General features: G+C 75.1%; 26 protein-coding genes. 2 read left to right on the top strand and 24 right to left on the bottom strand.

Annotated features, from left to right (window positions below; genetic code table 11):
- Positions 1 to 9: 9 nt before the first annotated feature.
- The 15 genes from ACI8AF_RS10585 to pyrR form a co-directional block, all read right to left on the bottom strand.
- A complete protein-coding gene (locus tag ACI8AF_RS10585) occupies positions 10 to 699 on the bottom strand; it encodes an aspartate/glutamate racemase family protein (protein ID WP_456539657.1) in 690 nt (229 codons plus the stop codon).
- 7 nt (positions 700 to 706) lie between these two features.
- Positions 707 to 2659: a primosomal protein N' gene (locus ACI8AF_RS10580; protein ID WP_456539656.1), complete on the bottom strand. Its 1953-nt coding sequence runs from the start codon at positions 2657 to 2659 to the stop codon at positions 707 to 709.
- A gap of 129 nt (positions 2660 to 2788) precedes the next feature.
- Positions 2789 to 3988 (bottom strand): methionine adenosyltransferase, encoded by a 1200-nt coding sequence (gene metK / locus ACI8AF_RS10575; protein WP_456539655.1) that lies wholly within the window; start codon positions 3986 to 3988, stop codon positions 2789 to 2791.
- Positions 3989 to 4095: 107 nt separating this feature from the next.
- Positions 4096 to 5322: a bifunctional phosphopantothenoylcysteine decarboxylase/phosphopantothenate--cysteine ligase CoaBC gene (gene coaBC, locus ACI8AF_RS10570; RefSeq protein WP_456539654.1), complete on the bottom strand. Its 1227-nt coding sequence runs from the start codon at positions 5320 to 5322 to the stop codon at positions 4096 to 4098.
- Between the two features lie 136 nt (positions 5323 to 5458).
- Positions 5459 to 5722, bottom strand: a complete 264-nt coding sequence (rpoZ, locus tag ACI8AF_RS10565) for a DNA-directed RNA polymerase subunit omega (protein ID WP_179720069.1) — start codon at positions 5720 to 5722, stop codon at positions 5459 to 5461.
- A 15-nt stretch (positions 5723 to 5737) separates the two neighbouring features.
- On the bottom strand, positions 5738 to 6343 hold the full coding sequence (gene gmk / locus ACI8AF_RS10560) for a guanylate kinase (protein ID WP_456539653.1): 606 nt from the start codon (positions 6341 to 6343) through the stop codon (positions 5738 to 5740).
- 53 nt (positions 6344 to 6396) lie between these two features.
- Positions 6397 to 6726, bottom strand: coding sequence for an integration host factor, actinobacterial type (gene mihF / locus ACI8AF_RS10555; RefSeq protein WP_456539652.1), 330 nt, complete (start codon positions 6724 to 6726; stop codon positions 6397 to 6399).
- Positions 6727 to 7106: 380 nt separating this feature from the next.
- Positions 7107 to 7916, bottom strand: coding sequence for an orotidine-5'-phosphate decarboxylase (gene pyrF / locus ACI8AF_RS10550; protein WP_456539651.1), 810 nt, complete (start codon positions 7914 to 7916; stop codon positions 7107 to 7109).
- Positions 7913 to 8839, bottom strand: coding sequence for a dihydroorotate dehydrogenase (locus tag ACI8AF_RS10545; RefSeq protein WP_456539650.1), 927 nt, complete (start codon positions 8837 to 8839; stop codon positions 7913 to 7915). The genes pyrF and ACI8AF_RS10545 overlap by 4 nt, the downstream gene beginning before the upstream one ends.
- The gene (locus ACI8AF_RS10540) at positions 8836 to 9717 is read right to left on the bottom strand and encodes an iron-sulfur cluster-binding protein (RefSeq protein ID WP_456539649.1); all 882 of its coding nucleotides are present in this window, start codon (positions 9715 to 9717) and stop codon (positions 8836 to 8838) included. The genes ACI8AF_RS10545 and ACI8AF_RS10540 overlap by 4 nt, the downstream gene beginning before the upstream one ends.
- Positions 9714 to 13022: a carbamoyl-phosphate synthase large subunit gene (gene carB, locus ACI8AF_RS10535; RefSeq protein WP_456539648.1), complete on the bottom strand. Its 3309-nt coding sequence runs from the start codon at positions 13020 to 13022 to the stop codon at positions 9714 to 9716. Before carB ends, ACI8AF_RS10540 begins: the two co-directional genes overlap by 4 nt.
- A complete protein-coding gene (gene carA, locus ACI8AF_RS10530; protein WP_456539647.1) occupies positions 13022 to 14125 on the bottom strand; it encodes a glutamine-hydrolyzing carbamoyl-phosphate synthase small subunit in 1104 nt (367 codons plus the stop codon). Before carA ends, carB begins: the two co-directional genes overlap by 1 nt.
- Complete coding sequence (locus ACI8AF_RS10525) at positions 14122 to 15408, bottom strand: dihydroorotase (protein ID WP_456539646.1); 1287 nt, start codon at positions 15406 to 15408, stop codon at positions 14122 to 14124. Before ACI8AF_RS10525 ends, carA begins: the two co-directional genes overlap by 4 nt.
- Positions 15405 to 16325 carry an aspartate carbamoyltransferase catalytic subunit gene (locus ACI8AF_RS10520; RefSeq protein ID WP_456539645.1) on the bottom strand — a complete coding sequence of 307 codons (921 nt, stop codon included), beginning with the start codon at positions 16323 to 16325 and terminating at the stop codon, positions 15405 to 15407. Before ACI8AF_RS10520 ends, ACI8AF_RS10525 begins: the two co-directional genes overlap by 4 nt.
- On the bottom strand, positions 16322 to 16915 hold the full coding sequence (gene pyrR / locus ACI8AF_RS10515) for a bifunctional pyr operon transcriptional regulator/uracil phosphoribosyltransferase PyrR (RefSeq protein ID WP_456539644.1): 594 nt from the start codon (positions 16913 to 16915) through the stop codon (positions 16322 to 16324). Before pyrR ends, ACI8AF_RS10520 begins: the two co-directional genes overlap by 4 nt.
- Positions 16916 to 17167: 252 nt before the next feature.
- On the opposite strand from pyrR, the gene bldD reads away from it, so the two are divergent.
- Both bldD and ACI8AF_RS10505 read left to right on the top strand, forming a co-directional pair.
- Entirely contained in the window at positions 17168 to 17713 is a 546-nt protein-coding gene (bldD, locus tag ACI8AF_RS10510; protein WP_456539643.1) for a transcriptional regulator BldD, read from the top strand.
- A 134-nt stretch (positions 17714 to 17847) separates the two neighbouring features.
- Positions 17848 to 19356 (top strand): DUF222 domain-containing protein, encoded by a 1509-nt coding sequence (locus ACI8AF_RS10505; protein WP_456539642.1) that lies wholly within the window; start codon positions 17848 to 17850, stop codon positions 19354 to 19356.
- Positions 19357 to 19445: 89 nt separating this feature from the next.
- On the opposite strand, the gene ACI8AF_RS10500 is transcribed toward ACI8AF_RS10505, so the two are convergent.
- From ACI8AF_RS10500 to aroC, 9 genes are all read right to left on the bottom strand, one after another.
- On the bottom strand, positions 19446 to 20099 hold the full coding sequence (locus ACI8AF_RS10500; RefSeq protein ID WP_456539641.1) for a class I SAM-dependent DNA methyltransferase: 654 nt from the start codon (positions 20097 to 20099) through the stop codon (positions 19446 to 19448).
- 42 nt (positions 20100 to 20141) lie between these two features.
- Positions 20142 to 21023, bottom strand: a complete 882-nt coding sequence (locus ACI8AF_RS10495; protein ID WP_456539640.1) for a DUF4349 domain-containing protein — start codon at positions 21021 to 21023, stop codon at positions 20142 to 20144.
- Positions 21024 to 21355: 332 nt separating this feature from the next.
- Entirely contained in the window at positions 21356 to 21754 is a 399-nt protein-coding gene (nusB, locus tag ACI8AF_RS10490) for a transcription antitermination factor NusB (protein WP_456539639.1), read from the bottom strand.
- Between the two features lie 13 nt (positions 21755 to 21767).
- Positions 21768 to 22328, bottom strand: a complete 561-nt coding sequence (gene efp, locus ACI8AF_RS10485) for an elongation factor P (RefSeq protein WP_456539638.1) — start codon at positions 22326 to 22328, stop codon at positions 21768 to 21770.
- A complete protein-coding gene (locus ACI8AF_RS10480) occupies positions 22329 to 23432 on the bottom strand; it encodes a M24 family metallopeptidase (RefSeq protein ID WP_456539637.1) in 1104 nt (367 codons plus the stop codon). It lies immediately after the preceding gene.
- Positions 23429 to 23863 carry a type II 3-dehydroquinate dehydratase gene (gene aroQ, locus ACI8AF_RS10475; protein ID WP_456539636.1) on the bottom strand — a complete coding sequence of 145 codons (435 nt, stop codon included), beginning with the start codon at positions 23861 to 23863 and terminating at the stop codon, positions 23429 to 23431. The genes ACI8AF_RS10480 and aroQ overlap by 4 nt, the downstream gene beginning before the upstream one ends.
- Positions 23860 to 24921, bottom strand: coding sequence for a 3-dehydroquinate synthase (gene aroB, locus ACI8AF_RS10470; RefSeq protein ID WP_456539635.1), 1062 nt, complete (start codon positions 24919 to 24921; stop codon positions 23860 to 23862). Before aroB ends, aroQ begins: the two co-directional genes overlap by 4 nt.
- On the bottom strand, positions 24918 to 25457 hold the full coding sequence (locus tag ACI8AF_RS10465) for a shikimate kinase (protein ID WP_456539634.1): 540 nt from the start codon (positions 25455 to 25457) through the stop codon (positions 24918 to 24920). The genes aroB and ACI8AF_RS10465 overlap by 4 nt, the downstream gene beginning before the upstream one ends.
- Positions 25454 to 26524, bottom strand: coding sequence for a chorismate synthase (gene aroC / locus ACI8AF_RS10460; RefSeq protein ID WP_456539757.1), 1071 nt, complete (start codon positions 26522 to 26524; stop codon positions 25454 to 25456). The genes ACI8AF_RS10465 and aroC overlap by 4 nt, the downstream gene beginning before the upstream one ends.
- Positions 26525 to 26617 lie beyond the last annotated feature (93 nt).

Genomic DNA, 26617 nt, shown 5'->3' with positions numbered 1-26617 from the left:
GGCCGCTCCCTACCCCAGCGCGGCGGCCACGGCCGCCTCGACGTGCAGCTGCGTCGTCGGGAACACCGGCAGGTCGACGTCGCCGGCCCCGATCAGCAGCTCGATCTCGGTGCAGCCCAGCACGACGCCCTCGGCGCCCCGGCCGGCCAGCCGGCCGACGACGTCGCGGTAGAACTGCCGCGACTCCTCCCGGACGACGCCGAGGCAGAGCTCCTCGTAGATGACCCGGTGCACCTCGGCGCGGTCCTCGGCCCCGGGGACGAGCACCTCGAGGCCGTGCGCGGCCATCCGCTCGACGAGGAAGGGCTGCTCCATCGTGAACGCGGTGCCGAGCAGCCCGATCCGGGTGAGCCCGGCCGCGCGGACCGCCGCGGCGGTCACGTCGCCGATGTGCAGCAGCGGGACGCCGAGGACGTCGGTCAGCGCGTCGGCGACCCGGTGCATGGTGTTGGTGCAGAGCAGGACGAGCTCGGCGCCGGCGGCCTCGACCGCCTTCGCGTCGGCGGCCAGCAGCTCCCCGGCCCGGGCCCAGTCGCCGGTCACCTGCAGCCGCTCGATCTCGGCGAAGTCGACCGACAGCAGCACGCAGCGCGCCGAGTGCAGCCCGCCCAGCCGGTCGCGCACCGCCTCGTTGAGCAGCCGGTAGTACAGGGCGCTGCTCTCCCAGCTCATCCCGCCGAGCAGTCCGATCGTCCGCATGGGGACATCAGACCAGGTCGAGGGGGTCCAGCTGGACCCGCACGTGCTCGGCGACCTTCTTCGCGCTGCGCACGCCCTGCACCTCGGCCAGCGCCCGGGCCAGCGCCAGGCCCTCGCCGCGGGGCACGCGCACCAGGTAGCGCTCGCGCTCGTCGTCCTGCCCCGGACGCGGCGGCTCGGGGACGGGACCGAGCAGCTCGGCGTCGGCGGGCAGCCGGGCGGCGTCGAGGAACTCGGCCACCGCCGCGGGCGTGCCCGAGACCGCGGCCATGCGGGTGACCGGCGGGAAGCCGAGCTCGCGGCGGTCGGCGAGCTCGCGCTCGGCCAGCCAGGCGGGGTCCCAGCGGACCAGCGCCTGGACGACGGGGTGCGCGGCGTCGGCGGCGACCACGACCTGCCCGCCGGCGCGCACCAGCGTCGCCGCGTTCATCCAGCGGCGCAGGGTCTCCTCCCCCGCCCGCAGGTCGGCCCGCCCGAGCAGCGCCCAGGAATCGAGCAGCAGCGCGGCCCCGTACCCGCCCTCGGCGACCGGCTCGGCACCGGGTGTGGCGACGACGACCGCCGGGCCGCCGGGGACGGTCGCCAGCACCCCGGAGCCGCGGCCCGAGACCCGCACGGTCGCCCCCGCGAAGGCGCGCCCCAGCTCCTCGGCGGTGCGCGCGGCCCCGACGACGGAGGCACGCAGCTTGGTGTGGTGGCAGTGCGGGCAGTCGAAGGTGGCGGCCGGGCGGGCGCACCAGCGGCAGGCCGGCACCCGCGAGCCGCCGGGTCCGGGCGTGGCGGAGATGCCCAGGGGCCCGGAGCAGACCGCGCAGCGCGCCGGCGCCCGGCAGCGGGCGCACGACAGGCCGGGCGCGTAGCCGGCCCGCGGCACCTGCACGAGCACCGGGGCGCCGTCGGCCAGCGCCTGCCGCGCCACCCGGTGGGCCAGGCTGGGCAGCCGGGCGGTCCGCGCGGCGGGGTCGCGGGCGAGCTCGGCGTCGTCGCCCAGGGCCTGCACCCGCGGCGCGGCGGCGCGCAGCGTCGCCCGGTCGGCGACGAGCTCGTGCGCCCAGCCGGACTCGACGAGCAGCGCCGCCTCGGCGGTGCGCGCCGTCCCCGCGAGCACGGCCGCGCACGAGGCCAGGTGCGAGCGGTGCACCAGCACGTCGCGGGCGTGCGCGTAGGGCGCCCGGGGCTCGGCGTGCAGGTCGTCGCCGTCGTCCCAGATCGCCACCAGGCCGAGGTCGGCGACCGGGGCCAGCGCCGCCGCGCGGGTGCCGAGGACGACCTTCGCCGAGCCCCGCGCGGCCTCGAGGAACCGGCGGTAGCGGGTGTCCGGGGCGGCGTCGGCTCGCAGGACGACGAACGAGCCCTTCGGCAGCACCCGGTCGGCCGCGGCCTCCAGCCGGTCGAGGTCCTTGCCGTCGGGGACGACGACGAGCGCGCCGCGGTCGCCGGAGAGCGCCGCGCGGCACAGCTCGGCCAGCCGGGTCGGCCAGTCCTCGCCGGGCAGCGCCGTCCAGACCGCGCGGGCCGGGGCGCCGGAGGCGATCGCGTCGAGCAGGATCGGCCCGGTCGGGTACCGGGCGAAGCCGGCCGGGTCGGGCGGCTCCGGGAGCGGCGGCGGGTCGGCCGGCGGCCGCTTCTCGGCCGACGCCCGGCGCGGCGGGACCGCCAGCCGCAGCACGTCGGTCACCGTGCCGCCCCACCGGTCGGCGACCGACCGGGCCAGCGCGGCCACCTCGGGGGTGAGCACCGGCTCGGGCGAGACCACCTTGGCCAGCGGCGCGAGCCTGCCCGTGTGCTCGGTGGAGTCGCCGAGCTCCAGCACGAACCCGTCGACCAGCTGCCCGGCGAAGCGCACCCGCACCCGGCACCCGGGCCGGACCTGCTCGGCGAGCTCGTCGGGGACGACGTAGTCGAACGGCCGGTCGAGGTGGGCCAGGGGCACGTCGACGACGACCCGGGCCACCCTCACCGCATCAGCTTCCACGCCGGCGCCGACAGTTCCCGGCCCCGCCCAGAGGCTCGCCCCGAGCGTGCGCGGGGTGAGGAGGGCGGGGTCCTTCGACGGTGTCGCCCCGGCTGACGACGATCCTGCGCGCGCTTAGGCCCCGACCGCCGAGCGCAGCGCGTCGGCGCGGTCCACCCGCTCCCACGGGACGTCGAGGTCGGTGCGGCCGAAGTGGCCGTAGGCGGCGGTCGGCTTGTAGATCGGCCGCAGCAGGTCGAGGTCGCGCACGATCGCACCCGGGCGGAGGTCGAACACCGAGGTGATCGCCTTCTCCAGGACCTCGTCGGCCACCGTGCCGGTGCCGAACGTCTCGACGAACAGGCCGACCGGGTGCGCGGCGCCGATGGCGTAGGCGACCTGCACCTCGCAGCGCTTCGCCAGCCCCGCGGCGACCACGTTCTTGGCCACCCAGCGCATCGCGTAGGCCGCCGAGCGGTCCACCTTCGACGGGTCCTTGCCCGAGAAGGCGCCGCCGCCGTGCCGGGCCATGCCGCCGTAGGTGTCCACGATGATCTTGCGGCCGGTGAGGCCGGCGTCGCCCATCGGGCCACCGATGACGAACTTGCCGGTGGGGTTCACCAGCAGCCGGTAACCGTCGGTGGGGAGGTTGAGCGCCGCCAGCTCGGGGGTGACCACGAGCTCCTGGACGTCGGGGGTGAGCAGCTGCTCGATGGAGATGTCCTCGGCGTGCTGCGAGGAGACGACGACCGTGTCGACCGCGACCGGCACGCCGTCCTCGTAGACCACGGTGACCTGGGTCTTGCCGTCGGGCCGCAGGTACGGCACGGAGCCGTCCTTGCGCACGGCCGAGAGGCGGCGGGACAGGCGGTGGGCCAGCGCGATCGGCAGCGGCATGAGCTCGGGGGTCTCGTCGGTGGCGTACCCGAACATCAGGCCCTGGTCGCCGGCGCCCTGCCGGGAGATCTGGTCCTCGACCTCCTCGGCGGAGGTCCGCGCCTCGAACGCGGTGTCGACGCCCTGCGCGATGTCGGGCGACTGGGCGCCGATCGACACGCTGACGCCGCAGGAGGCGCCGTCGAAGCCCTTGCGCGAGGAGTCGTAGCCGATGCCGAGGATCGTCTCGCGGACGATCGCCGGGATGTCGACGTAGCCGCCGGTGGTGACCTCGCCGGCGATGTGCACCTGACCGGTGGTGATCAGGGTCTCGACCGCCACGCGGCTGCGTGGGTCCTGCTCGAGCATCGCGTCGAGGATCGCGTCGCTGATCTGGTCGGCGATCTTGTCGGGATGGCCCTCGGTCACCGACTCGGACGTGAAGAGACGGCGTGGCATGTCGGTACTCCTGGCTCGGTGGGGGTGCGGTCGGGCGCGGGGCGCGTCAGTTCCTGGGGCACGTTACCCGGCCCCGCTGGGGGCCGGGGACCGAGCGGTGCATCAGCTCAGCCACGGGACGCGCGGTTCGCGTGGGACACGACGGCGGCCCAGACGCCCGCGGCGACGGCGTCCTTGCTGCCGCGGGGGATGTCGGTCGCGGCGCCGTCGGCGGCCAGCACGACGGCGGCGTTGTCGGGCCGGCCGAACGCCTGGCCGGCGGAGACGTCGTTGACGACGAGCAGGTCGCAGCCCTTGCGGGCCAGCTTCGCGCGCCCGTGGGCCAGCACGTCGCCGTCGGCGTCGCCGGTCTCGGCGGCGAAGCCCACCACGAGCTGACCGGGGGCCCGCGAGCCGACCAGCTCGGCGAGGACGTCGGGGTTGCGCACAAGGGGCACCGAGGTGGGCTCCCCGGCGGTGCCCTTCTTCATCTTGGTGGCGGCCACCGTCTCGGGGCGGAAGTCGGCGACGGCGGCGGTCATGACGACGACGTCGGCGTCCTTGGCCTCGGCCAGCACCGCGGTGCGCAGCTCCTCCGCCGTCCCGACCGGGACGACGCGGACGCCGAACGGCGCGGGCAGGTCGACGTTGGCGGCGACCAGCACGACCTCGGCGCCACGCGCGGCGGCGACCCGGGCCAGCGCCCAGCCCTGCTTGCCCGAGGAGCGGTTGCCGAGGTAGCGCACGGGGTCCAGCGGCTCACGGGTGCCGCCGGCGCTGATGACGACCCGGCGCCCGGCCAGGTCGGGGGCCAGCGCGGCGGCCCCGTGCTCCAGGACAACCAGCGCGAGGGCGGCGATGTCGGCGGGCTCGGGCAGCCGGCCGGGGCCGGAGTCGGGGCCGGTGAGCCGGCCCACGGCGGGCGGCAGGACGACGGCGCCGCGGCGGCGCAGCGTGGCGACGTTGTCCTGGGTGGCCGGGTGCAGCCACATCTCGGTGTGCATCGCGGGGGCTAACACGACCGGGCAGTGCGCGGTGAGCAGGGTCGCGGTGAGCAGGTCGTCGGCGCGGCCGGCCGCGGCGCGGGCGAGCAGGTCGGCGGTGGCCGGGGCGACGACGACGAGGTCGGCGGTCTGGCCGATGCGCACGTGGGCCACCTCGGGGACGTCGTCCCAGACGTCGGTGGTGACCGGGTTGCCGGACAGCGCCTCGAACGTGGCGGCGCCCACGAAGTGCAGGGCGCCCGGGGTGGGAACGACGCGGACGTCGTGCCCCGCCTCGGTGAACTGGCGGAGGAGCAGGGCGGCCTTGTACGCGGCCACGCCGCCGCTGACGCCCAGCACGATGCGACTCACGACGCCCATCCTCCCGACACGACAACGCACCCGGCAGGAGCTGCCGGGTGCGTTCTCACCATTTGGGGTGCTGGAACGGCCCCCTTGCAGGGTCCCGCCGCGAGCCTGCGAGCGGTGAAGACAAGGGGGTCCTTCGTCAGTTCTCGCCCGCGGTGTGGGTGAGCAGGCCCTCGTTGATCTCGCGCAGGGCGATCGACAGGGGCTTCTCCTGCGGGGCGGTGTCGACCAGGGGGCCGACGTACTCGAGCAGGCCCTCGGAGAGCTGGCTGTAGTAGGCGTTGATCTGCCGCGCGCGCTTGGCGGCGAAGATCACCAGGCCGTACTTGCTGCTGGTGCGCTCGAGCAGCTCGTCGATCGGCGGGTTGGTGATGCCCTCGGGGTGGGGTGCGACTCCGGACACGTGCGGGCGAGCTCCTCAGTCGGGGGTGGGAGCGCCGCTGCCCTGGCACAGGCCGGGCGCAGGCGCAGTCAGCAAGCCTACCAACTCGTCGGCGGCCCTGGCCACGTCGTCGTTGACGACCACCACGTCGAACTCCCCCGCGGCGTCCAGCTCGGCCTGCGCGATGGCCAGCCGGCGCTCCTGGACGGCGGCCGGTTCCGACCCGCGGCCGGCCAGCCGGCTGACCAGCTCCGACCAGGACGGCGGGGCGAGGAACACCAGCTGGGCCTCCGGCTCGCGGGCGCGGACCTGGCGCGCGCCCTGCAGCTCGATCTCCAGCAGAGCCGGCGCCCCGGCCGCGAGCCGTGCGCGCACCGGGGCGGCCGGGGTGCCGTAGCGGTTGCCTGCGTACTCGGCCCACTCGAGCAGGCCGTCCTCGGCGATCAGCCGGTCGAACTCCGCGTCGTCGACGAAGTGGTAGTGCACGCCGTCGACCTCGCCGGCGCGGCGGGCCCGCGTGGTGGCCGACACCGACACCCACACGTCGGGGTGCCGCCGCCGGACCTCCGCGATCACGGTGCCCTTGCCCACCCCGGAGGGGCCGGAGAGCACGGTGAGCCGTGCCGGGGTGCGTTCTGCCACGCGTCGAGTCTCTTACGCGGGGTCGGTCACCGGTCGCCCGGGGGTGGCAGGGCTCAGGAGGAGACCTTGTCCCCGCCGAACTCGGCCTCCAGCGCCTTGCGCTGGTTGGCGCCGAGGCCCCGCACGCGGCGGGTCGGCGAGATCTCCAGGCGCTCCATGATCTTGGCCGCCCGCGCCTTGCCCACGCCGGGGAGGGACTCGAGCACGGCGGAGACGCGCATCTTGCCGATCACCTCGTCGGTCTCGCCCTTCTTCAGGACGTCGCCGACCGTGGCGCCCTTGCTCTTGAGCTGCTCGCGGAGCTCGGCGCGGGCCTTGCGGGCCGCGGCGGCCTTCTCGAGAGCGGCGGCACGTTGCTCGGGGGACAGGGAGGGGAGAGGCATGGTTGCGACCCAATCGTGTCGTCGCCGGCGATCTGGACCCGGCGGGTCGGGTGGTGCTTCTTTCGGTGCCGGGCACGCCGTTGCGGGCCCGGCGATCAACCTAGTTCCCGGCATATGCGCTGGTCACGCGCCCTCTGGCGAAGATCGTCGACGGATTCGGCCGGTTCGTTCACCCGTCGTTCCCGCATTCGGTGACGGACCGTCATCTGCGCTGGTCAGCGGGATTCTGAACGATTGCGTTCCGTGGTGGTTGCGCCCTGCACCGGTTCGACACGCCGGTCGCGACACGCCGGGGGGTGATCCGGCGGTGACCGAGGAGCGGCTCTGAGCAGGGACTTTGGACCCGCTCCACCCACACGCGGCGGGACGGCGAGCAGGCGTCAGGCGCGCGCCAGCTCGTCGGCCCAGCGGTCGGCGGCGGCCCGCAGCGCCGCAGCGTCCGGCCCGGCGGCGAGCACGTCGCGCGAGACGGTCGGGATGACGGCGGGGTCGCGGCCGAACAGGCGCCGGAGGTCGGCCACCGAGCCGCCCTGCGCCCCCAGGCCGGGGGCCAGGACCGGCCCGCCCAGGCCGGTCAGGTCGACGTCCAGCTCGGGCAGCGTGGCCCCCACGACCAGGCCGAACGAGCCCGAGCCGTCCTCGGCGTTCCACCCCCGCACGGTGTCGGCGACCACCTGCGCGGCCGACCGCTCCCCCACCAGCGCGTGCTGCAGCGTGCCGGCGTCGGGGTTGGAGGTGCGGGCCAGCACGAACAGCCCGCCGCCGCAGCGCCGGGCGGTCTCCACGGCCGGCTGCAGGGAGCCCGGGCCGAGGAAGGGGCTGACGGTCATCGCGTCGACGGCCAGCGGGTGCGCCGGGTCGAGGTAGCCGGCGTAGGCGTCCATCGTCGAGCCGATGTCGCCGCGCTTGGCGTCGAGCAGCACCAGCGCCCCGGCGGCCCGGGCCCGCGGGACGGCGTCCTCCAGGACGGCCAGGCCGCGCGAGCCGTGCCGCTCGTAGAACGCCAGCTGGGGCTTGAGGACGGCGACGTGCCCGGCGAGCGCGTCGACGACCGCGTCGGTGAACCGGGCCAGGCCCTCGGGGCTGTCGGGCAGCCCCCACCTCGCCAGCAGCGGCACGTGCGGGTCGATGCCCACGCACAGCGGCCCGCGGGCGGCCACGGCCTCGGCCAGCCGCTGCCCGAAGCTCATCGGTGCGCGTACCCGACGGCGTCGGCCAGCGAGCCGAACCCGCGGGCGGCCAGCGCCTGCTCGAGCTCGGCGTGCACCCGGGCGACGGCGGACGGGTCGTTGAACACCGCCGTCCCGACGCTGACGGCGCTCGCGCCGGCGAGGACGAACTGCAGGGCGTCCAGGCCGGTGCGGATGCCGCCCATGCCGAGGATCGGCACCTCGGGCAGCGCCTGGTGCACCTGCCAGACGCAGCGCAGCGCCACCGGGCGGATCGCCGGGCCGGACAACCCACCGGTGACCCCGCCGAGGACCGGCTTCATCATGTCGGGGTCGATGACCAGCCCGAGCAGGGTGTTGATCATCGAGAGCCCGTCCGCGCCCGCGTCGGCGACCGACCGGGCGACCGGGACGATGTCGGTGACGTCGGGGCTGAGCTTGGCGTAGACCGGCTGCGCCGGGTCGGCCGCCTCCCGCACCGCCCGCACGACGTCGTGCGCCGCCACGGGGTCGCAGGCGAACACCTCGCCGCGGCTCTCCACGTTCGGGCAGCTGATGTTGACCTCGAGGCCGAGGACGCCGGGGACGCCGGCGAGGCGGCGGGCCAGCTCGGCGAAGTCCTCCACGCGGGTGCCGGCGATCGAGACGAACGAGCGCACCCCGCGCTCGGCCAGCCACGGGAGCTCGTCGGCGAGCAGGCCGTCGATGCCGGGGCCCTGCAGGCCGATCGAGTTGAGCATCCCGCTCGGGGTCTCGGCCATCCGCGGCGTGGGCCGGCCCGAGCGCGGGCGCAGCTGCACCGACTTGGTGACCACCGCCCCGATGGCGGTGAGGTCGACGAACGGCTCGAGCTCCCGGCCGAACGACGAGCAGCCCGACGCCGTGAGCACCGGGCTCGGGATCTCGGCCTTGCCCAGCCAGGTGGTCATGTCGACGGCGGTCATGCCGGCAGCACCCCCATCGCGTCGGCGCCCACGACGTCCGCGGGCAGCGAACCGACGTCGGCGAAGCGCACCCGGTCGCCACCGAACACCGGCCCCTCCGTGCAGGAGCGGGAGAAGCGACTGCGGCCGTCGGCGCCGATCACCGGCAGCACGCAGGTCATGCACACCCCGATCCCGCAGGCCATGGCCTCCTCGACGGCGACGTACGAGGGCAGCCCCCGTGCGCTCGCCGCCCCGGCCACCGCCCGCAGCATCGGCATCGGCCCGCAGGCGTAGACGACGCCGGCGTCGGCGAGCAGCTCGTCGACCGCGACCGTCACCAGGCCCTGGCGCCCCGCGCTGCCGTCGTCGGTGGTGACGACGACCTCGGCCCCGGCGGCGGCCAGCTCGTCGAGCGAGCACAGCCGGTCGGCCGAGGCCGCCCCGGCGACGGCGGCCACCCGTGAGCCGCGGCCGGCCAGCAGGGCGGCGAGGCCGACCAGCGCCGCGGCGCCGTAGCCGCCGCCCACCAGCAGGGCGGGCGTGCCGGGGGCGGGCAGCGGGAACGGCCGGCCCAGCGGGCCGATCACGTCGACGGTGTCCCCCGGCTGCAGCTGCGTCAGCCAGGTCGACCCGACGCCGTGCGGCGCGACGACGACGGTGACCCGGCCGTCGCCGGTGCCGGCGATCGCGATGGAGCGGCGCAGCAGCGCGGCCGACAGCGGCCCGCCGACCGCGAAGGCGACGAACTGGCCGGGCTCGGCGGCCGCCGCGATCTCCGGGGCGTCGAGGGTCAGCTCCACGTAGGCGGCCACCGGCCGGCGGCCGACGACCTCGACCACCCGCTGCACGGGCGGGTTCGCCGCCGGGTCCGCCGGCCGGGTGAGCAGCCCGCTCACGACGACGTCCCCTGCGCGGCGGCGAGGCCGGCGTGGACCTCCTGCAGGCTGCGCACGCCCAGCTCACCGGCCCGCAGCGCCTCCACCGCCTGCACCGCCGCGGCGATGCCCTGCACCGTGGTCATGCACGGGATCCCGGCGGCGACGGCGGCCGTGCGGATCTCGTAGCCGTCCAGCCGCGGCCCGCTGTTGCCCGGGGCGCCGAACGGCGTGTTCATGACCAGGTCGACGTCCCCGGCCTGGATGCGCTCCACGACGTTGCCCGGGCCCTCGCTGTACTTGCCGACGACCTCGCAGGTCACCCCGTTGCGGCGCAGCACCTGGGCGGTGCCCGACGTGGCGAGGACCTTGAAGCCGAGGTCGGCCAGCCGCTTGACCGGGAAGATCGCCGAGCGCTTGTCGCGGTTGGCCAGAGACACGAACACCGTGCCCGAGGTGGGCAGCTCCCCGTAGACGGCGGCCTGAGACTTGGCGAACGCCGTCCCGAAGCCGGTGTCGAGCCCCATGACCTCGCCGGTGGACTTCATCTCCGGGCCGAGCACGGTGTCGACGTTGTGCCCCTCGACGGTGCGGAACCGGTGGAACGGCAGCACCGCCTCCTTGACCGCGATCGGCATGTCCTCGGGCAGGTCGGCGCCGTCGCCGGTGGCCGGCAGCACACCGGCCGCGCGCAGGTCGGCGATCGACTCCCCCACCGAGATCCGGGCCGCGGCCTTGGCCAGCTGCACCGCGGTCGCCTTGGACACGAAAGGCACCGTCCGGCTGGCCCGCGGGTTGGCCTCGAGCACGTGGAGGACGTCGTCCTTGACCGCGTACTGGACGTTCACGAGGCCGCGCACGCCGATCCGCGCGGCCAGCTTCTCGGTGGCCGTGCGGATGCGGACCAGGTCGCCCGAGCCGAGCGTGATCGGCGGCAGCGCGCACGCCGAGTCGCCGGAGTGGATGCCGGCCTCCTCGATGTGCTCCATGACGCCGCCGAGGTAGAGCTCGGTGCCGTCGTAGAGGGCGTCGACGTCGATCTCGACGGCGTCCTCCAGGAACCGGTCGACCAGCACCGGGTGCTCGGGGCTGACGTCGGTGGCCTTGGCGATGTAGCTCTCCAGCGTGGCGTCGTCGTAGACGATCTCCATGCCCCGCCCGCCGAGCACGTACGACGGGCGCACCAGCACGGGGTAGCCGATCGCCGCGGCGATCTCCCGCGCCTCGGGGAACGCCGTGGCGGTGCCGTGCTTGGGCGCGAGCAGGCCGGTGTCGGCCAGCACGCGGGAGAAGGCGCCGCGGTCCTCGGCGGCGTCGATCGCCTCGGGCGCCGTCCCCAGCACCGGGACGCCGGCGTCCTTGAGCCGCTGCGCCAGGCCCAGCGGGGTCTGCCCGCCGAGGGTGCAGATGACGCCGGCCACCGGGCCGGCAGCGCGCTCGGCCTCGACGACCTCGAGGACGTCCTCGAAGGTCAGCGGCTCGAAGTAGAGCCGGTCGGCGGTGTCGTAGTCGGTCGAGACGGTCTCGGGGTTGCAGTTGACCATCACGGCCTCGTAGCCGGCGTCCCTGAGCGCCATGACCGCGTGCACGCACGAGTAGTCGAACTCGATGCCCTGCCCGATCCGGTTGGGCCCGGAGCCGAGGATGAGCACCGCCGGCTTCTCGCGCGGCTCGACCTCCGTCTCCTCGTCGTAGGACGAGTAGTGGTACGGCGTGCGGGCGGCGAACTCGGCCGCGCAGGTGTCGACGGTCTTGTAGACCGGGCGGACGCCGAGGCGCCAGCGCAGCCGCCGGACGCCGTCCTCCCCCGCCAGCTCCGGCCGCAGCGCCGCGACCTGCCGGTCGGACAGGCCGTGCCGCTTGGCCTTGCGCAGCAGCGCCCCGGTGAGCGCCGGGGCGTCGCGCACCTCGTCGCCGACCTCCTGGACCAGCGCGATCTGGTCGACGAACCAGGGGTCGAAACCGCTGGCCTCGGCGACCTGCGCGACGCTCGCGCCGGCCGCCAGCGCCCGCTCGGCGAGGTAGAGCCGGCCGTCGACCGGGGTGCGCAGCCGCTCGAGCAGCTCGGCGGGGTCGGCGTCGGGGTCCTCGGCTCCGGTCCAGAAGCCGGCCACCGACGTCTCGGTGGACCGCATCGCCTTGCCCAGCGCCTCGGGGAAGTTGCGGCCCAGGGCCATGATCTCGCCGACGCTCTTCATCGTCGTCGTCAGCCGCGGGTCGGCGCCGGGGAACTTCTCGAACGCGAACCGCGGGATCTTGACCACGACGTAGTCCAGGGCGGGCTCGAACGCCGACGGGGTGACCCCGGTGATGTCGTTGGGGATCTCGTCGAGCGTGTAGCCGATCGCCAGCTTCGCCGCGATCTTGGCGATCGGGAAGCCGGTCGCCTTGGACGCCAGGGCGCTGGACCGGGAGACGCGCGGGTTCATCTCGATGACGACGAGCCGGCCGTTGTCGGGGTTGACCGCGAACTGGATGTTGCAGCCGCCGGTGTCGACGCCGACCGCCCGCAGCACCGCGATGCCGACGTCGCGCATCCGCTGGTACTCGCGGTCGGTGAGGGTCATCGCCGGGGCGACGGTCACCGAGTCGCCGGTGTGCACGCCCATCGCGTCGATGTTCTCGATCGAGCAGATGACGACCACGTTGTCGCTGCGGTCGCGCATCAGCTCGAGCTCGTACTCCTTCCAGCCGAGCACCGACTCCTCGATCAGCACGGTGTGCACCGGGGAGTCGGCCAGGCCGTGCGCGGCCATCCGCCGCAGCATCGGCTCGTCGGTGGCGAAGCCCGAGCCGAGGCCGCCCATGGTGAACGACGGCCGGATGACGACCGGGTAGCCGACCTCGGCCGCGGTCTCCAGGGCCTCCTCGACGCTGGCGCAGACCCGCGACCGGGGCGCGTCGGCGCCGACCGAGCGCACGATCTCCTTGAACAGCTGCCGGTCCTCGCCGCGGTTGATCGCGTCGACGTCGGCGCCGATGAGCTGGACGCCGTACTTCTCCAACACCCCGCTCTCGAAGAGGCCGATCGCGAGGTTGAGCGCGGTCTGCCCGCCGAGGGTGGCCAGCAGCGCGTCGGGGCGCTCCTTGGCGATGACCCGCTCGACGAACTCCGGGGTCAGCGGCTCGACGTAGGTGGCGTCGGCGACCTCGGGGTCGGTCATGATCGTGGCCGGGTTGCTGTTGACCAGGCTGACCCGCAGCCCCTCGGCCTTGAGCACGCGGCAGGCCTGGGTGCCGGAGTAGTCGAACTCGCTGGCCTGACCGATGACGATCGGCCCGGAGCCGATCACCAGCACGTGGTGGATGTCGTCCCGCTTGGGCATCAGGCCTTCTCCCCCATGAGGTCGACGAAGCGCTGGAACAGCGGGGCGGCGTCGTGCGGCCCGGCGGCCGACTCAGGGTGGAACTGCACGCTGAAGGCCGGGGCGTCGAGCAGCCGCAGCCCCTCGACGACGTCGTCGTTGAGACCCACGTGGCTGACCTCGACCGGCCCGAACGGGGTGCCGGTCGGCCGGTCGAGCGGGGCGTCGACGGCGAAGCCGTGGTTGTGGCTGGTCACCCGCACCGTGCCGCTGACCCGGTCGAGCACCGGCTGGTTGAGGCCGCGGTGGCCGAAGCGCAGCTTGTAGGTGCCCAGGCCCAGCGCGCGGCCGAGGATCTGGTTGCCGAAGCAGATGCCGAACAGCGGCCGGCGCGCCTCCAGGACGCCGCGGACGGCCGCGACCGCGTAGTCGGCGGCGGCCGGGTCGCCCGGGCCGTTGGAGAGGAAGACCCCGTCGGGGCCGGCGGCCAGCAGCTCCTCGGCGGTGGCCGTCGAGGGCAGCACGTGCGTCTCGACACCGAGCTCGGCCAGGTGGCGCGGGGTGGCGGTCTTGATGCCGAGGTCGAGCGCGGCGATCGTGAACCGCCTCTCCCCCACCGCCGGGACGACGTAGGGCTCGGCGGTGCTCACCGTCGGGGCGAGGTCGGCGCCGACCATGCTCTCGGCGGCCTGCACGCGCCGGCGGAGGGCCTCGGCGTCGAGCTCGGTGCTGATGCCGGCCCGCATGGCGCCGCGCTCGCGCAGGTGCCGGGTGAGCGCCCGGGTGTCGACGCCGCTGATGCCGACGACGCCCTGCGCGGCCAGCTCGTCGTCCAGGCTGCCGGTGGCCCGCCAGTTGGCCGGGCGGCGGGCGGGGTCGCGGACGACGAAGCCGGCCACCCACATGCGGCGGCTCTCGTCGTCCTCCTGGTTCACGCCGGTGTTGCCGATGTGCGGCGCGGTCATGGTGACGATCTGGCCGGCGTAGCTGGGGTCGGTCAGCGTCTCCTGGTAGCCGGTCATCCCGGTGGCGAACACCGCCTCGCCGACCGTCGTCCCGACCGCGCCGTAGGCCTCGCCCCGGAACGTCCGCCCGTCCTCCAGGACGAGTACCGCCTCTGTCAACGCACTGCCTTTCCGTCGAGCACGGTCGCCGTCCCGCGCAGGAACGTGGCGACCACCCGGCCGGGCAGCTCCCGGCCGGCGTAGGGGCTGTTGCGGCTGCGGCTGGCCAGCGCGGCCGGGTCGACGGTGGCCCGGTGGGTCGGGTCGAGCAGCAGCAGGTTGGCCGGCTCGCCGGGGGCGAGCGGGCGGCCGTGGCCGGTCAGCCGGCCGATCGCCGCCGGGCGGACCGACATGCGGTCGGCGACGCCGCGCCAGTCGAGCAGCCCGGTCTCCACCATCGTCCGGACGACGACGCCGAGCGCCTGCTCCAGCCCGAGCATGCCGGGCCGGGCCAGCGCCCACTCGCACTCCTTGTCCTCCACGGCGTGCGGGGCGTGGTCGGTGGCGACCGCGTCGATGGTGCCGTCGGCCAGGGCCGCCCGCAGCGCCTCGACGTCCTCGTCGGTGCGCAGCGGCGGGTTCACCTTGAACACCGGGTCGTAGCCCTCGACGCACTCGTCGGTGAGCAGCAGGTGGTGCGGGGTCACCTCGGCGGTCACCTGGACGCCGCGGCCCTTGGCCCAGCGGAGGATCTCCACCGACCCGGCGGTGGAGACGTGGCAGACGTGCAGCCGCGCCCCGACGTGCCCGGCGAGCAGCACGTCGCGGGCGATGACCGCCTCCTCCGCCGCGGCCGGCCAGCCGCCGAGCCCGAGCCGGGCCGAGCGGTCGCCCTCGTTCATCTGCGCGCCCACGGTCAGCCGCGGCTCCTCGGCGTGCTGGGCGACGACGCCGTCGAAGGCCTTGACGTACTCCAGCGCCCGGCGCATCAGCGCGGGGTCGGCGACGCACCTGCCGTCGTCGGAGAAGACCCGGACGCGGGCCGCGGAGTCGGCCATCGCACCGAGCTCGGCCAGCCGCTCGCCGGCCAGCCCGACGGTCACCGCGCCGACCGGGACGACGTCGACCAGCCCGGCCTGCTGGCCGAGCCGCCACACCTGCTCGACCACGCCGGCGGTGTCGGCGACCGGGTCGGTGTTGGCCATCGCGTGCACCGCGGTGAACCCGCCGAGCGCGGCGGCGCGGCTGCCGGTCTGGACGGTCTCGGTGTCCTCGCGGCCGGGCTCGCGCAGGTGGGTGTGCAGGTCGACCAGGCCGGGCAGCGCGACCAGCCCGTCGGCGTCGACCACCTCGGCGTTCGACACCGACAGCCCGGCGCCGATCGAGGTGATCGCGCCGTCCTTGAGCACGAGGTCGACGGGGTCCTCGCCGTAGAGGCGGGCCCCCTTGATGAGCGTCGTCACTGGGTCGCGCCTCCGAGCAGCAGGTACAGGACGGCCATGCGGACGCTGACGCCGTTGCCGACCTGCTCGACGATCGTCGAGCGGACCGAGTCGGCCACCTCGGCGGCGATCTCCATGCCGCGGTTCATCGGGCCGGGGTGCATGACGATCGCGTCGTCGGCGAGCGCCGCCATCCGGACGGCGTCGAGGCCGTAGCGCCGGCTGTACTCGCGGGCGCTGGGGAAGAACGAGGCGTTCATCCGCTCGGCCTGGACGCGCAGCATCATCACCACGTCGGCCTTGGGCAGGACGGCGTCGAGGTCGTAGCTGACCGAGACCGGCCAGCTGCCCACGCCCACCGGCAGCAACGTCGGCGGGGCCACCAGGGTCACCTCGGCGCCCAGGGTGTGCAGCAGCCGGACGTTGGAGCGGGCGACCCGGCTGTGCAGCACGTCGCCGACGATCGCCACGCGGACGCCGTCGAGCCGGCCCAGCCGCTGCCGGATCGTGTAGGCGTCGAGCAGCGCCTGGGTGGGGTGCTCGTGGGTGCCGTCGCCGGCGTTCACCACGCTGCCGCGCACCCAGTGCGCCAGCCGGTGCGGGGCGCCGCTCGCGCTGTGCCGCACCACGATCGCGTCGGACCCCATCGCCTCGAGGGTGAGCGCGGTGTCCTTGAGGCTCTCGCCCTTGGACACGCTCGACCCCTTGGCCGAGAAGTTGATGACGTCGGCCGACAGCCGCTTGGCGGCCAGCTCGAAGCTGATGCGGGTGCGGGTGGAGTCCTCGAAGAAGAGGTTGACCACCGTGCGGCCGCGCAGCGTCGGCAGCTTCTTCACCTCGCGGCCGGCCAGCGCCGACTCGATCTGCGCGGCGGTGTCGAGGACCAGGGTGGCGTCGTCGCGGTCGAGGTCGGCCGCCTCCAGCAGGTGGCGCTTCACTTCTCCCCCTCGGTGAGCAGCACCTCGTCGGCGCCGTCCACCTCGGCGAGGTGGACCTTGACCGACTGGCTGCGCGACGTGGGCACGTTCTTGCCCACGTAGTCGGCGCGGATCGGCAGCTCGCGGTGCCCGCGGTCGACGAGGACGGCCAGCTGCACCGCCCGCGGCCGGCCGAGGTCGCGCAGCGCGTCGAGCGCGGCTCGCACCGAGCGGCCGGAGTACAGGACGTCGTCGACGAGGACGACGAGCCGCCCGTCGATGCCCGCGTCGGGCACCACCGTGGGCTCCAGCGCGCGGACCCCGCGCATGCGCAGGTCGTCGCGGTAGAGCGTGATGTCCACGGTGCCGACGTCGATCGCGGTACCGGAGAACGCCTCGACGCGCGCGGCGAGCCGGCGGGCCAGCGGCGCGCCGCGGGTGGGGATGCCGATCAGCACGAGGCCGGCGAGTTCGTCGCCGGCCTTCTCGATCAGCTGGTGGGCCATCCGGTCGACCACTCGGGCGACGTCGGTGGCGGAGAGCAGCGCCCCGGGCGCTGCGGTGCTGCGGGCTTCTCGGCTGCTCGGCGCAGCCGGGGACGAGCCGGCCATCAGGCCTCCTTCCCCGCCTCACGGGACGGGTCGTTAAAGGAGTGGGGTGGTCCGGCGCCCACCGTACTGCACGGCCAGCGTTCCCCCGACCGGGTGTCCGGGTCCCGCCCCCGACCGGACCTCCCTCGCGCGAGTACCCCACAGGCGGGACGCGCCTGCCACCGTGTGTCTCCTGTTGCGTGTATGAAGTGACCAGTACGCTCAGTCACCGATGATCACCACCGCCGACGACGGACAGTGAGCAGGACGCCCATGAGCACCGACTACTCACGGGCCCTCGGGGCCCGCCTCCGCGCCATCCGCAACCAGCAGGGCCTGTCCCTGCAGGGCGTGGAGGACAAGTCCCACGGCCGCTGGAAGGCCGTCGTCGTCGGCTCGTACGAGCGGGGCGACCGCGCCGTGACCGTGCAGCGGCTCTCCGAGCTGGCCGTCTTCTACGGCGTGCCGGTCTCCGAGCTGCTCCCCGACCCGCGGCCGAGCTCCGCGGTCACCTCGACCACCAAGATCGTGCTCAACCTGGAGTCACTGGGCTCGCTGCCCGCCGACGAGGCCGGCCCGCTGGCCCGGTACGCCTCGACCATCCAGGCGCAGCGGCACGACTACAACGGCAAGGTCCTCTCCATCCGCGCCGAGGACCTCAAGTCGCTGGCGATCATCTACGACATGAGCCCCGACGAGCTGACCTCGAAGCTCATCGAGTGGGGCGTGCTCAACCCGGGCATGGAGGGCATCGCCGGCGGCGGGGACGACGACGACGACCCCGACCCGCACTGGGAGCGCCGCCGCTCGCCGCGGTGACCCTGACTCCTTCCGGCCGACACCCCGGCAACCCCGCGGCACCGCCACGGGGACCTTCGCGGGTGCGACCGAGCCCGGCGGCAGTTCTCCACAGGTTCCGTTCCTGACCTGCGCGTTCTGTCGGCGCTGCCACCATGATCGAACACGTGATCGAGGCGGAACCGGCGACGGCGGGTGTCGCGCTCGCGGTCGAGCTGCTCCCCCACGAGGAGCAGTTCGCGCCGCAGGCGCCGCGGCGCCGGCTGGGCGAGGTGCTGCCGGTCCGGTCGAGGTCCGACGTCGAGCTGTGCACCGAGCTGCAGCGCATCGTGCAGATCGAGTCGATGCTGGCCGCCTACAAGATGGAGGTCACCCTCGCGCTGGCCGCGCTGCGCCCGGCCGACGACCTCCCACCCGGCGCGGCGCCCACGTGGGGTGCGGGCGAGGTGCGGCTGCCGGACACGTCGGAGTCCTCCTCCGACGAGCTCGGCGCGGTGCTCAACTGCTCGCGTGCCACGGCCACCGGGCTGGCCGAGCTGTCCAACGTCCTGCTCACCCGGCTGACCGCGACCTGGGGGCGGCTGGCCGACGGGCTGCTCGACCTGCCCCGTGCCCGTGCGATGGCCGCCGAGCTGGGCTGGCCGGCTCGCGACGTGCCCGACGCGGTCGTGCACGCCGTGGAGGCCGAGGTGCTGCCCCGGGCCGGGGAACTGTCGGTGCGCCGGCTGCGGGAGCTGATCCGCGCGCGGCTGCTCGCCCACGACGTCGACCTGTCCGAACGCCGCCGCGAGGACGCCGAGGAGCTGGCCCACGTGCGCGTGGCCCACCACCGTGACGGCATGTCCGAGCTGATCGCGTTCCTGCCCACCGCCTCGGCGACCGCCTGCGCCGACGCGGTCGACCAGTACGCCCGGATGCGCAAGGCCGACGGCGACACCCGCCCGATCGGCCTGCTGCGCGCGCTGGTGCTGGAGGACCTGATCCTGCGGCCGTGGGACACCTCTCGACCGCCGGTCACGGCCCAGCTGCACCTCACCGCCCCCGTCCGCGCGACCAGGGCGGACGCCACCGACCTCGCCGATCTCGACGGGCAGCCGATCACCGCCGCGCTGCTGCGCGAGGTCCTGGAGCAGCTCGACGCGGTCTGCCCCGGTGGGCTGCAGGCCCCCGCCGGCGGCGCCCTGCACCTCTCGCTGGTCGACCCCGTGTCGGGGAAGCTGCGCGCGGTGGTCGAACGCGCGCAGCCGGCCGAGCTGGCCGCCCGCGGCTGCCCCGACCACCCGGCGGGCGACTGCGGCTGCCCGGTGCTCGACACCCCCAGGGCGGTGGACCGCTACCGGCCCAGCCCGGGGCAGTACGAGTTCGTGCGCACCCGCGACCGCGGCTGCCGCTGGCCCGGTTGCCCGAACACCGCAGCCTGGGCCGATCTGGACCACGTCATCCCGCACGCCTGCGGCGGTGAGACCGCCTGCGACAACTTGTGCTGCCTGTGCCGGCGCCACCACCGGATCAAGACGCACGACCGGCGGTGGGGCTTCCGGCTGGACCCCGACGGGACCTGCTCCGTGACCACCCCCGCGGGGATCACCCGCACCGGCCGACCACCCGGCCTCGCCCCGCCCACCCACCCGCCACCGGCACTCCTCGACCAGCCGCCCTTCTGACCGACCTCAGCCGACCGGCGCCTGCACCCGGCCCCCCGCAGGCGCCCATCGGCATGTCGTCCGCCGGACATCGGCGGGCAGATGGGCGATCAGCCCGGGCGACGCGCGGCGAGCGCCACCTGCGGTCGTCCGGTCTGGTCCGCCGACAGCCGGAGCTCGGAGACGACCTCCAGACCGGCACCGGTGAGCATCGCGGCGAGCTGCTCGGGGCGCCACAGGTGCGTGGTCCACGTGACCGGCACGCCGCCGTAGGCCTCCGTGCGGACGACGTCGCCGTCCCCGACGTGCGTGCCGAGGAGGACCAGCCCGCCGGGCACCACCGCGTCGGCGAAGGACGCCACGACGTCGGGCAGCACGGAGCGGGGCAGGTTGAACAGCGACCACCAGCCCAGCAGGCCGCCGAGGGAGGCGTCGTCGACGGCGAGGTCGGTGGCGGAGGCGACGTCGAACCGCAGGTGCGGGTGCAGCCGGCGCGCCTGCGCCACCATCCGCGGCGACAGGTCCACCCCGCGGGCGTCGAGGCCACGACCGGCGAGGTGCGCCGTCACGTGCCCCGGGCCGCAGCCGACGTCCAGCACCGGACCGCGCCCGCGCACCTCCTCGGCGAACGCGGCGAGCGCCGCGCGCAGCCACGGGTGGGGGTCCAGCTCGCCCACCCCCATGGCGACGTAGCGATCGGCCACCCGGTCGTAGGAGTCCCGCACGGCGTCCAGGTCGTCGGGTCTCGCCACGCTCCTCGGCACGCCGACACTGTAGGGAGCCCGGGCTGTGCCTCCCCGGGGCCGCTACTCCTGCGGTGGGGCCGCCGGCGCCGGTGCCGCGACCGCGGCCCGCCGCCGCACCACGCGGATCGTCCCGAGCACCGCGGCGGCGACGACCAGCGCGACCGCCGCCCACGGCAGGAGCAGGCCGATCCCGACGACCACCGCACCCAGGGCCGAGACCAGGGCCCGCCAGCCGGTGCCCAGCCCGTCGACGAAGCTGTCCGGGCCCCCGGCCGGCGCCACGCCGAACGGCTCGAGGTGGAGGTTGACCGTCGACAGCTCCACCTGGTCGGCCAGCAGCGCCCGCTGGGACAGCAGCGACTCGAGCTCGGCCTGCCGCTCGGAGAGGGCCGACTCGACCTCCAGCAGGTCCCGCGTGCTGGCCGCGGTCTGGATCAGCGTCTGCAGCCGCGCCACCGACGCCTGCAGCGCCGAGATCCGGGCGTCCAGGTCGACCACGGTGGAGGTCACGTCGGAGCGGGACACCGACACGCTCTCCACGTCGCCGAGGTCCTCCAGGTCGGCCAGGAAGTCGGTCAGCCCGTCGGCCGGCACCCGGACCACCAGGTCGGCGGCGGCGCCCTCGGCCTCGTCCTCACCGGACGCCGTCCGCTCGCTGCGCTCCTCGACCCGGCCGCCGACGGACTCCACCAGCTCGCTGACCTGCTGGGCTCCGTCCGCCGGGTCCTCGACGGCGAGGAAGGCCGTGGCGGTCGTGACCACCTGCCGGTCGCTGTCGACCACCGGTGTGCCCCCGGGGTCCGCGGGACCGGCGGGAACGGGCCCGCCGGAGTCCTCGCCCGCGCCGCCGGACGAGCCGGACGAGTCGGCGCCGGGGCCGGTGCAGCCGACGAGCAGGGCCAGGACCAGCGCCGCGAGTGCCGCGCCCGGGGAGCGCCTCATCTCCGCGACGCTAGGCACGGGATCGAGCCGCCGACCAGCGCCGATGCCCAATCGTGCCTGCGCCGACACCCGATCGTGACACCCGGTCAGCCGGCCGGTGCCGGCCACCGCGGGACCCGCGGTGCCGTGACGTCCGCCAGGGCGAGCCGCGAGCGGAGCCTCGTCGCTGCAGGAAGTCGTCGGCGCGCACGCGGGCGGCGCCCAGCAGCCCGGCGAGCCGGGTCGGCGAGGACGGTCCCGCCGGCGGCGTCCGGCTCGTCGATGCCGACCACGTGGCCCCGTCCCGGGTCCCGCCCCGAGCGTGCGAACGGTGGGGAGGACGGGGTCCCTTCTCAGACCTTGGCGGCGGCGATCGTGGAGAGGACGCCGTTGACGAACGCCGGCGAGTCGTCGGTGGACAGCGACTTGGCCAGCTGCACCGCCTCGTCGATCACCACGGCATCCGGCACGTCGTCGGCCCACAGCAGCTCGAAGGTGGCCATCCGCAGGATGGCCCGGTCGACGTCGGGCAGCCGCTCCAGCGCCCAGCCGGTGGCGTGGTCGTCGATCAGCCGGTCGATGTCCGCCCCGTGCTCGACGACGCCCTCGACCAGCCGGACCGTGTAGTCGTTCAGCGGCGGCTGGCCGGCGCCCACCTCGTCGCCGAGCTGCTCGCGCCGGTCGCGACCGCGGAGGTCGGCCGCGTAGAGGACGTCGACGGCGCGCTTGCGCGCCTTGGACCGTGCGGCCATCAGCTGGCGGAGCTCAGTTGGCCCGGCCGAGGTACCGGCCGTCGCGGGTGTCGACCTTGAGCTTGTCGCCGGTGTTGACGAACAGCGGCACCTGGATCTGCGCGCCGGTCTCCAGCGTGGCGGGCTTGGTGCCGCCGGTGGAGCGGTCGCCCTGCAGGCCCGGGTCGGTGTGCTCGACGACGAGCTCCATGGTCACCGGCAGCTCGACGTAGAGCGGCGTCCCCTCGTGCACGGCGACGACGGCCTCGGTGTTCTCCAGCAGGTAGTTCGCGCCGTCGCCGACGGTCTCCGCCGGGACGTGGATCTGGTCGTAGGTCTCCAGGTCCATGAAGACGAAGTCGCTGCCGTCCTTGTACAGGTAGGACATGGAGCGCTTGTCGACCGTGGCGGTCTCGACCTTGGTGCCCGCGTTGAACGTCTTGTCGACGACCTTGCCCGAGAGCACGTTCTTGAGCGTGGTGCGCACGAACGCGCCGCCCTTGCCCGGCTTGACGTGCTGGAACTCGGTGACGGTCCAGAGCTGGCCGTCGAGGTTGAGGACCAGGCCGTTCTTGAGGTCGTTGGTGGTAGCCATCTAGAGGACCAGCAGTTCCTTGCTCGTGAGGGTCAACAACTCGGGCGCGCCCTCCGTGACGACGAGCGTGTCCTCGATCCGGACACCGCCGTGCCCGGGCAGGTAGACGCCCGGCTCCACGGTGACGGCCATGCCGGCGGCCAGGATACCCGCGCCCAGCGGTCCGATGCCCGGCGCCTCGTGGATCTCCAGGCCCACGCCGTGCCCGAGCCCGTGCGTGAAGTGCTCGGCGTGGCCGGCGGCGGCGATCACGTCGCGGGAGGCCTTGTCGACGGCGACGACGTCGGCACCCACCGCGAGCGCGGCCCGCCCCGCCGCCTGCGACTCCGCGACCAGCGCGTAGACCTCCCGCTGCCAGTCGGCTGCGGCGCCCAGGACCAGCGTGCGGGTCATGTCGGAGTGGTAGCCGTCGACCGTCGCCCCGAAGTCGAGCTTCAGGAAGTCGCCGGCGCGCAGCTCGGTGCGGTCCGGCCGGTGGTGCGGGATCGCCGAGTTGGCCCCCGTTGCGACGATCGTCTCGAAGGACGGCGCCTCGGCCCCCAGCGCCAGCATCCGCGCGTCCAGCTCTCGGCCGACCTCGAGCTCGGTGCGGCCGGGCCGCAGCGCCCCCTCGGCGGCCAGCTCCGCCAGCGCCTGGTCGGCGACCGCGCAGGCCCGGCGCAGCGACTCGATCTCGGCGTCGTCCTTGACCGCCCGCTGCGCCTCGACCGCCCGGCGGATGCTGGCGAGCTCCGGCAGCGGACCACCGCCGGCGGCCTCGGCCAGCACCTTCTCCAGCGCGGCCAGGCCGTCGACGGTGAGGTCGTGGCTCTCGTAGCCGATCCGGCCGGCGCCCCGGCGCACGGCCTCGGTGGCCAGCCCGGCCACCGTGGCGCGGTCGACCAGCAGCTCGACGTCGGGCACCTGGGTGCCCGCCTGGGTGGTGTACCGCCCGTCGGTGCCGAAGACGTCGGCGCCGTCGGTGCGCACCAGCAGCGCGCCGTTGGAGCCGGTGAACCCGGTCAGGTAGCGCACGTTGAGCAGGTTGGTGACCAGGACGGCGTCGAGGCCCCGCTCGGCGGCGGTGGCCCGCAGCACGTCCCGGCGCTGCGCGGGGCGGCTCACCGGATCCCCCGCAGCGCCATCCACTGCAGCGCCAGCACGTAGCCCTCGATGCCCAGCCCGGCGATGACGCCGTCGGCGACCCCGGAGACGTACGAGTGGTGCCGGAACGCCTCCCGCTTGTGGATGTTGGTGATGTGCACCTCCACCAGCGGCGCGTCGAGCCCGGCCAGGGCGTCGCGCAGGACGACGGAGGTGTGCGACCAGCCGCCGGGGTTGAGCACCACCGGGTCGCGGGCATCGGCCGCGGCGTGCACCCAGCGGATCAGCTCGCCCTCGTCGTCGGTCTGCCGGACCGCCACGTCCATCTCGAGCTCGTGCGCCGTCTTCTCCACGATCTCGACCAGCTGCGCATAGGTGGTCGAGCCGTAGATCTGGGGCTCGCGCAGCCCCAGCCGGCCGAGGTTGGCGCCGTTGAGGACCTGGATCGTCACGCGTTCTCCTCGCGTACGGCCGCCCAGGCGGCGTCGAGCCACGCCTGGTCGGGGTCGGTCAGGATCGTCGGGTTGCCGAGACCGTCGAGGACGACGAAGCGCAGCGAGGCGCCGCGGGCCTTCTTGTCGACCCGCATGACCGCCTGCAGCCGCGCCCAGTCGCCGGCGTACCGGGTGGGCAGCCCCATCCGCTCGACCAGCGAGCGGTGCCGGTCGGCGTCCGCGGTGGTCAGCAGCCCGGCCTGGTGCCCGAGCTCGGCGGCGAAGACCAGGCCGACGGCGACCGCCTCGCCGTGCCGCCAGCCGAAGTCCTCGACCCGCTCGATGGCGTGGCCGAGGGTGTGCCCGTAGTTCAGGAACTCGCGCACGCCGGTGTCGAAGAGGTCCGCTCCCACGGCGTCGGCCTTGACCCGCACCGAGCGCTCGATCAGCTCGGCGGTGCCGGTCCGGCCGGTCGGGTCGGCGTCGAGCAGGTCGAGGATCCGGCCGTCGGCGATGAAGCCGCACTTGACCACCTCGGCCAGGCCGGAGCGGAACTCCGGCTCGGGCAGCCCGGTGAGGACGTCGGTGTCGGCCAGGACGGCGGCCGGCGGGTGGAACGCCCCGACCAGGTTCTTGCCGGCCGCGGTGTTGATGCCGGTCTTGCCGCCGACGGCCGCGTCGACCATGCCGAGCAGGCTGGTGGGCACCTGCACGACCCGCACGCCGCGGGTCCAGGTGGCGGCCAGGAACCCGGCGAGGTCGGTGACCGCTCCCCCGCCGATGCCGACCACGGCGTCGGAGCGGGTCAGCCCGAGCCGGCCGAACTCCTCCCACACCTCCGCCGCGACCTGCGCGGTCTTGGCCGCCTCGCCGTCGGGGACGACGACCGCCTCGGCGGCGACGCCGGCCGTCTGCAGCGTCTCGACGGCCGCCCCCGCGGCCGCGGCCAGCGGCGGGGCGTGGACCACCGCGGCGCGCGCGGTGCCGGCGAGCACGCGACCGAGCTCGGCGGCAGCGCCGGGGCCGATGACGACCTCGTAGGGCTTGTCGCCGGCCACGGTCACCACACGCCTCATGCGCGCGCCTCCCTCGCGGCACGCACGAGCGCGCTCACGTCGGCGATGACGTCGGCCGGCTCGCGGCCGCCGGTGGTCACGGTGTGCGTGGACACCTCGGCGTAGAGCGGCGCCCGGGTCTCCAGCATCTGCCGCAGCATCGCGCGCGGGTTCACGCCCAGGATCGGCCGGTCGCGGGAGAGCCCCACCCGCTTCGCCGCCGACGGCAGGTCGACGTCCAGCCACACCACCGTGCCGCCGGCCCGGGCGTGGGCGACCAGCAGCTCGCGGGTGGCCGCGCTGGTCACGGCGCCGCCGCCGAGGGCCAGCACGCCGTCGTGCTCGGCCAGGGCCCGGGCCACGGCCTGCTCCTCCAGCGCGCGGAAGTGCGACTCGCCGTGCTGCACGAACAGGTCGGCCACCGTCGTCCCGGCGACGTCCTCGACGTCGGAGTCGGTGTCGCGGAACGCGACCCCGAGCAGCTCGGCGACCCCGCTGCCCACCGTCGTCTTCCCGCTCGCCGGGGGCCCGACGAGCACCAGCACCGGGCCGGTCACCGGATCGCGAGGGAGTCGAGGTAGGCCTGCGCGTTGCGGCGGGTCTCGGCCACCGAGTCGCCGCCGAACTTCTCCAGCGCGGCGTCGGCCAGCACGAGGGCGACCATCGCCTCGGCGACGGCGGTGCCGCGCGGCACGGCGCAGGCGTCGCTGCGCTGGTTGATCGCCACCGCCGGCTCGCCGGTGGCGACGTCGATGGTGGCCAGCGCGCGCGGCACGGTGGAGATCGGCTTCATCGCCGCCCGCACCCGCAGCACCTCGCCGTTGGTCATGCCGCCCTCGATGCCGCCGGCGCGGTCGGTCAGCCGCCGGACGTGCCCGTTCTCGGTGACGATCTCGTCGTGGGCCACCGAGCCGCGGCGGCGGGCGGTCTCCAGTCCGTCGCCCACCTCGACGGCCTTGACCGACTGGATGCCCATGAGCGCGGCGGCCAGCCGGGCGTCGAGCCGACGGTCCCAGTGCACGTGGCTGCCGAGGCCCGGCGGCAGGCCGTGCACCACGACCTCGACGACGCCACCGAGCGTGTCGCCGTTCTTCCGGGCGTCGTCGACCTCGGCGACCATCAGCTCGCTGGTGGCCGGGTCGGCGCAGCGCACCGGGTCCTCGTCGATGCGCTCGTTCTCCCCGGGGCCGGGGACGACGCCGTCGGGCACCGTGACCGGGCCGATGGCCACGACGTGGCTGACCACCTCGACGCCCAGGGTCTGCCGGAGGAAGGCCTGCGCGATGGCGCCGAGCGCCACGCGGGCAGCGGTCTCGCGGGCGCTGGCCCGCTCGAGCACCGGCCGGGCGTCGTCGAAGCCGTACTTCTGCATGCCGGGGAGGTCGGCGTGGCCGGGCCGCGGGCGGGTCAGCGGGGCGTTGCGCGCCTGTCCGGCGAGCACCTCCGGGTCGACCGGGTCGGGCGACATGACCGTCGTCCACTTGGGCCACTCCGTGTTGCCCACCTGGACGGCGATCGGGCCGCCCATCGTGCGCCCGTGCCGGATGCCGCCGGTGAGGGTGACCTCGTCCTGCTCGAAGGACATGCGGGCGCCGCGGCCGTGGCCGAGGCGGCGGCGGGCCAGCGCGGCGGGGGGGGGGGGGGGGGGGGGGGGGGGCGGCGGGCGGGGGGGGGGGGGGGGGGGGGGGGGGGGGGGGGGGGGGGCGGCGGCGGCGGG

The sequence above is a fragment of the Blastococcus sp. SYSU D00669 genome (assembly GCF_054050715.1).
This window is presented reverse-complemented; position numbering and strand designations above follow the sequence as displayed.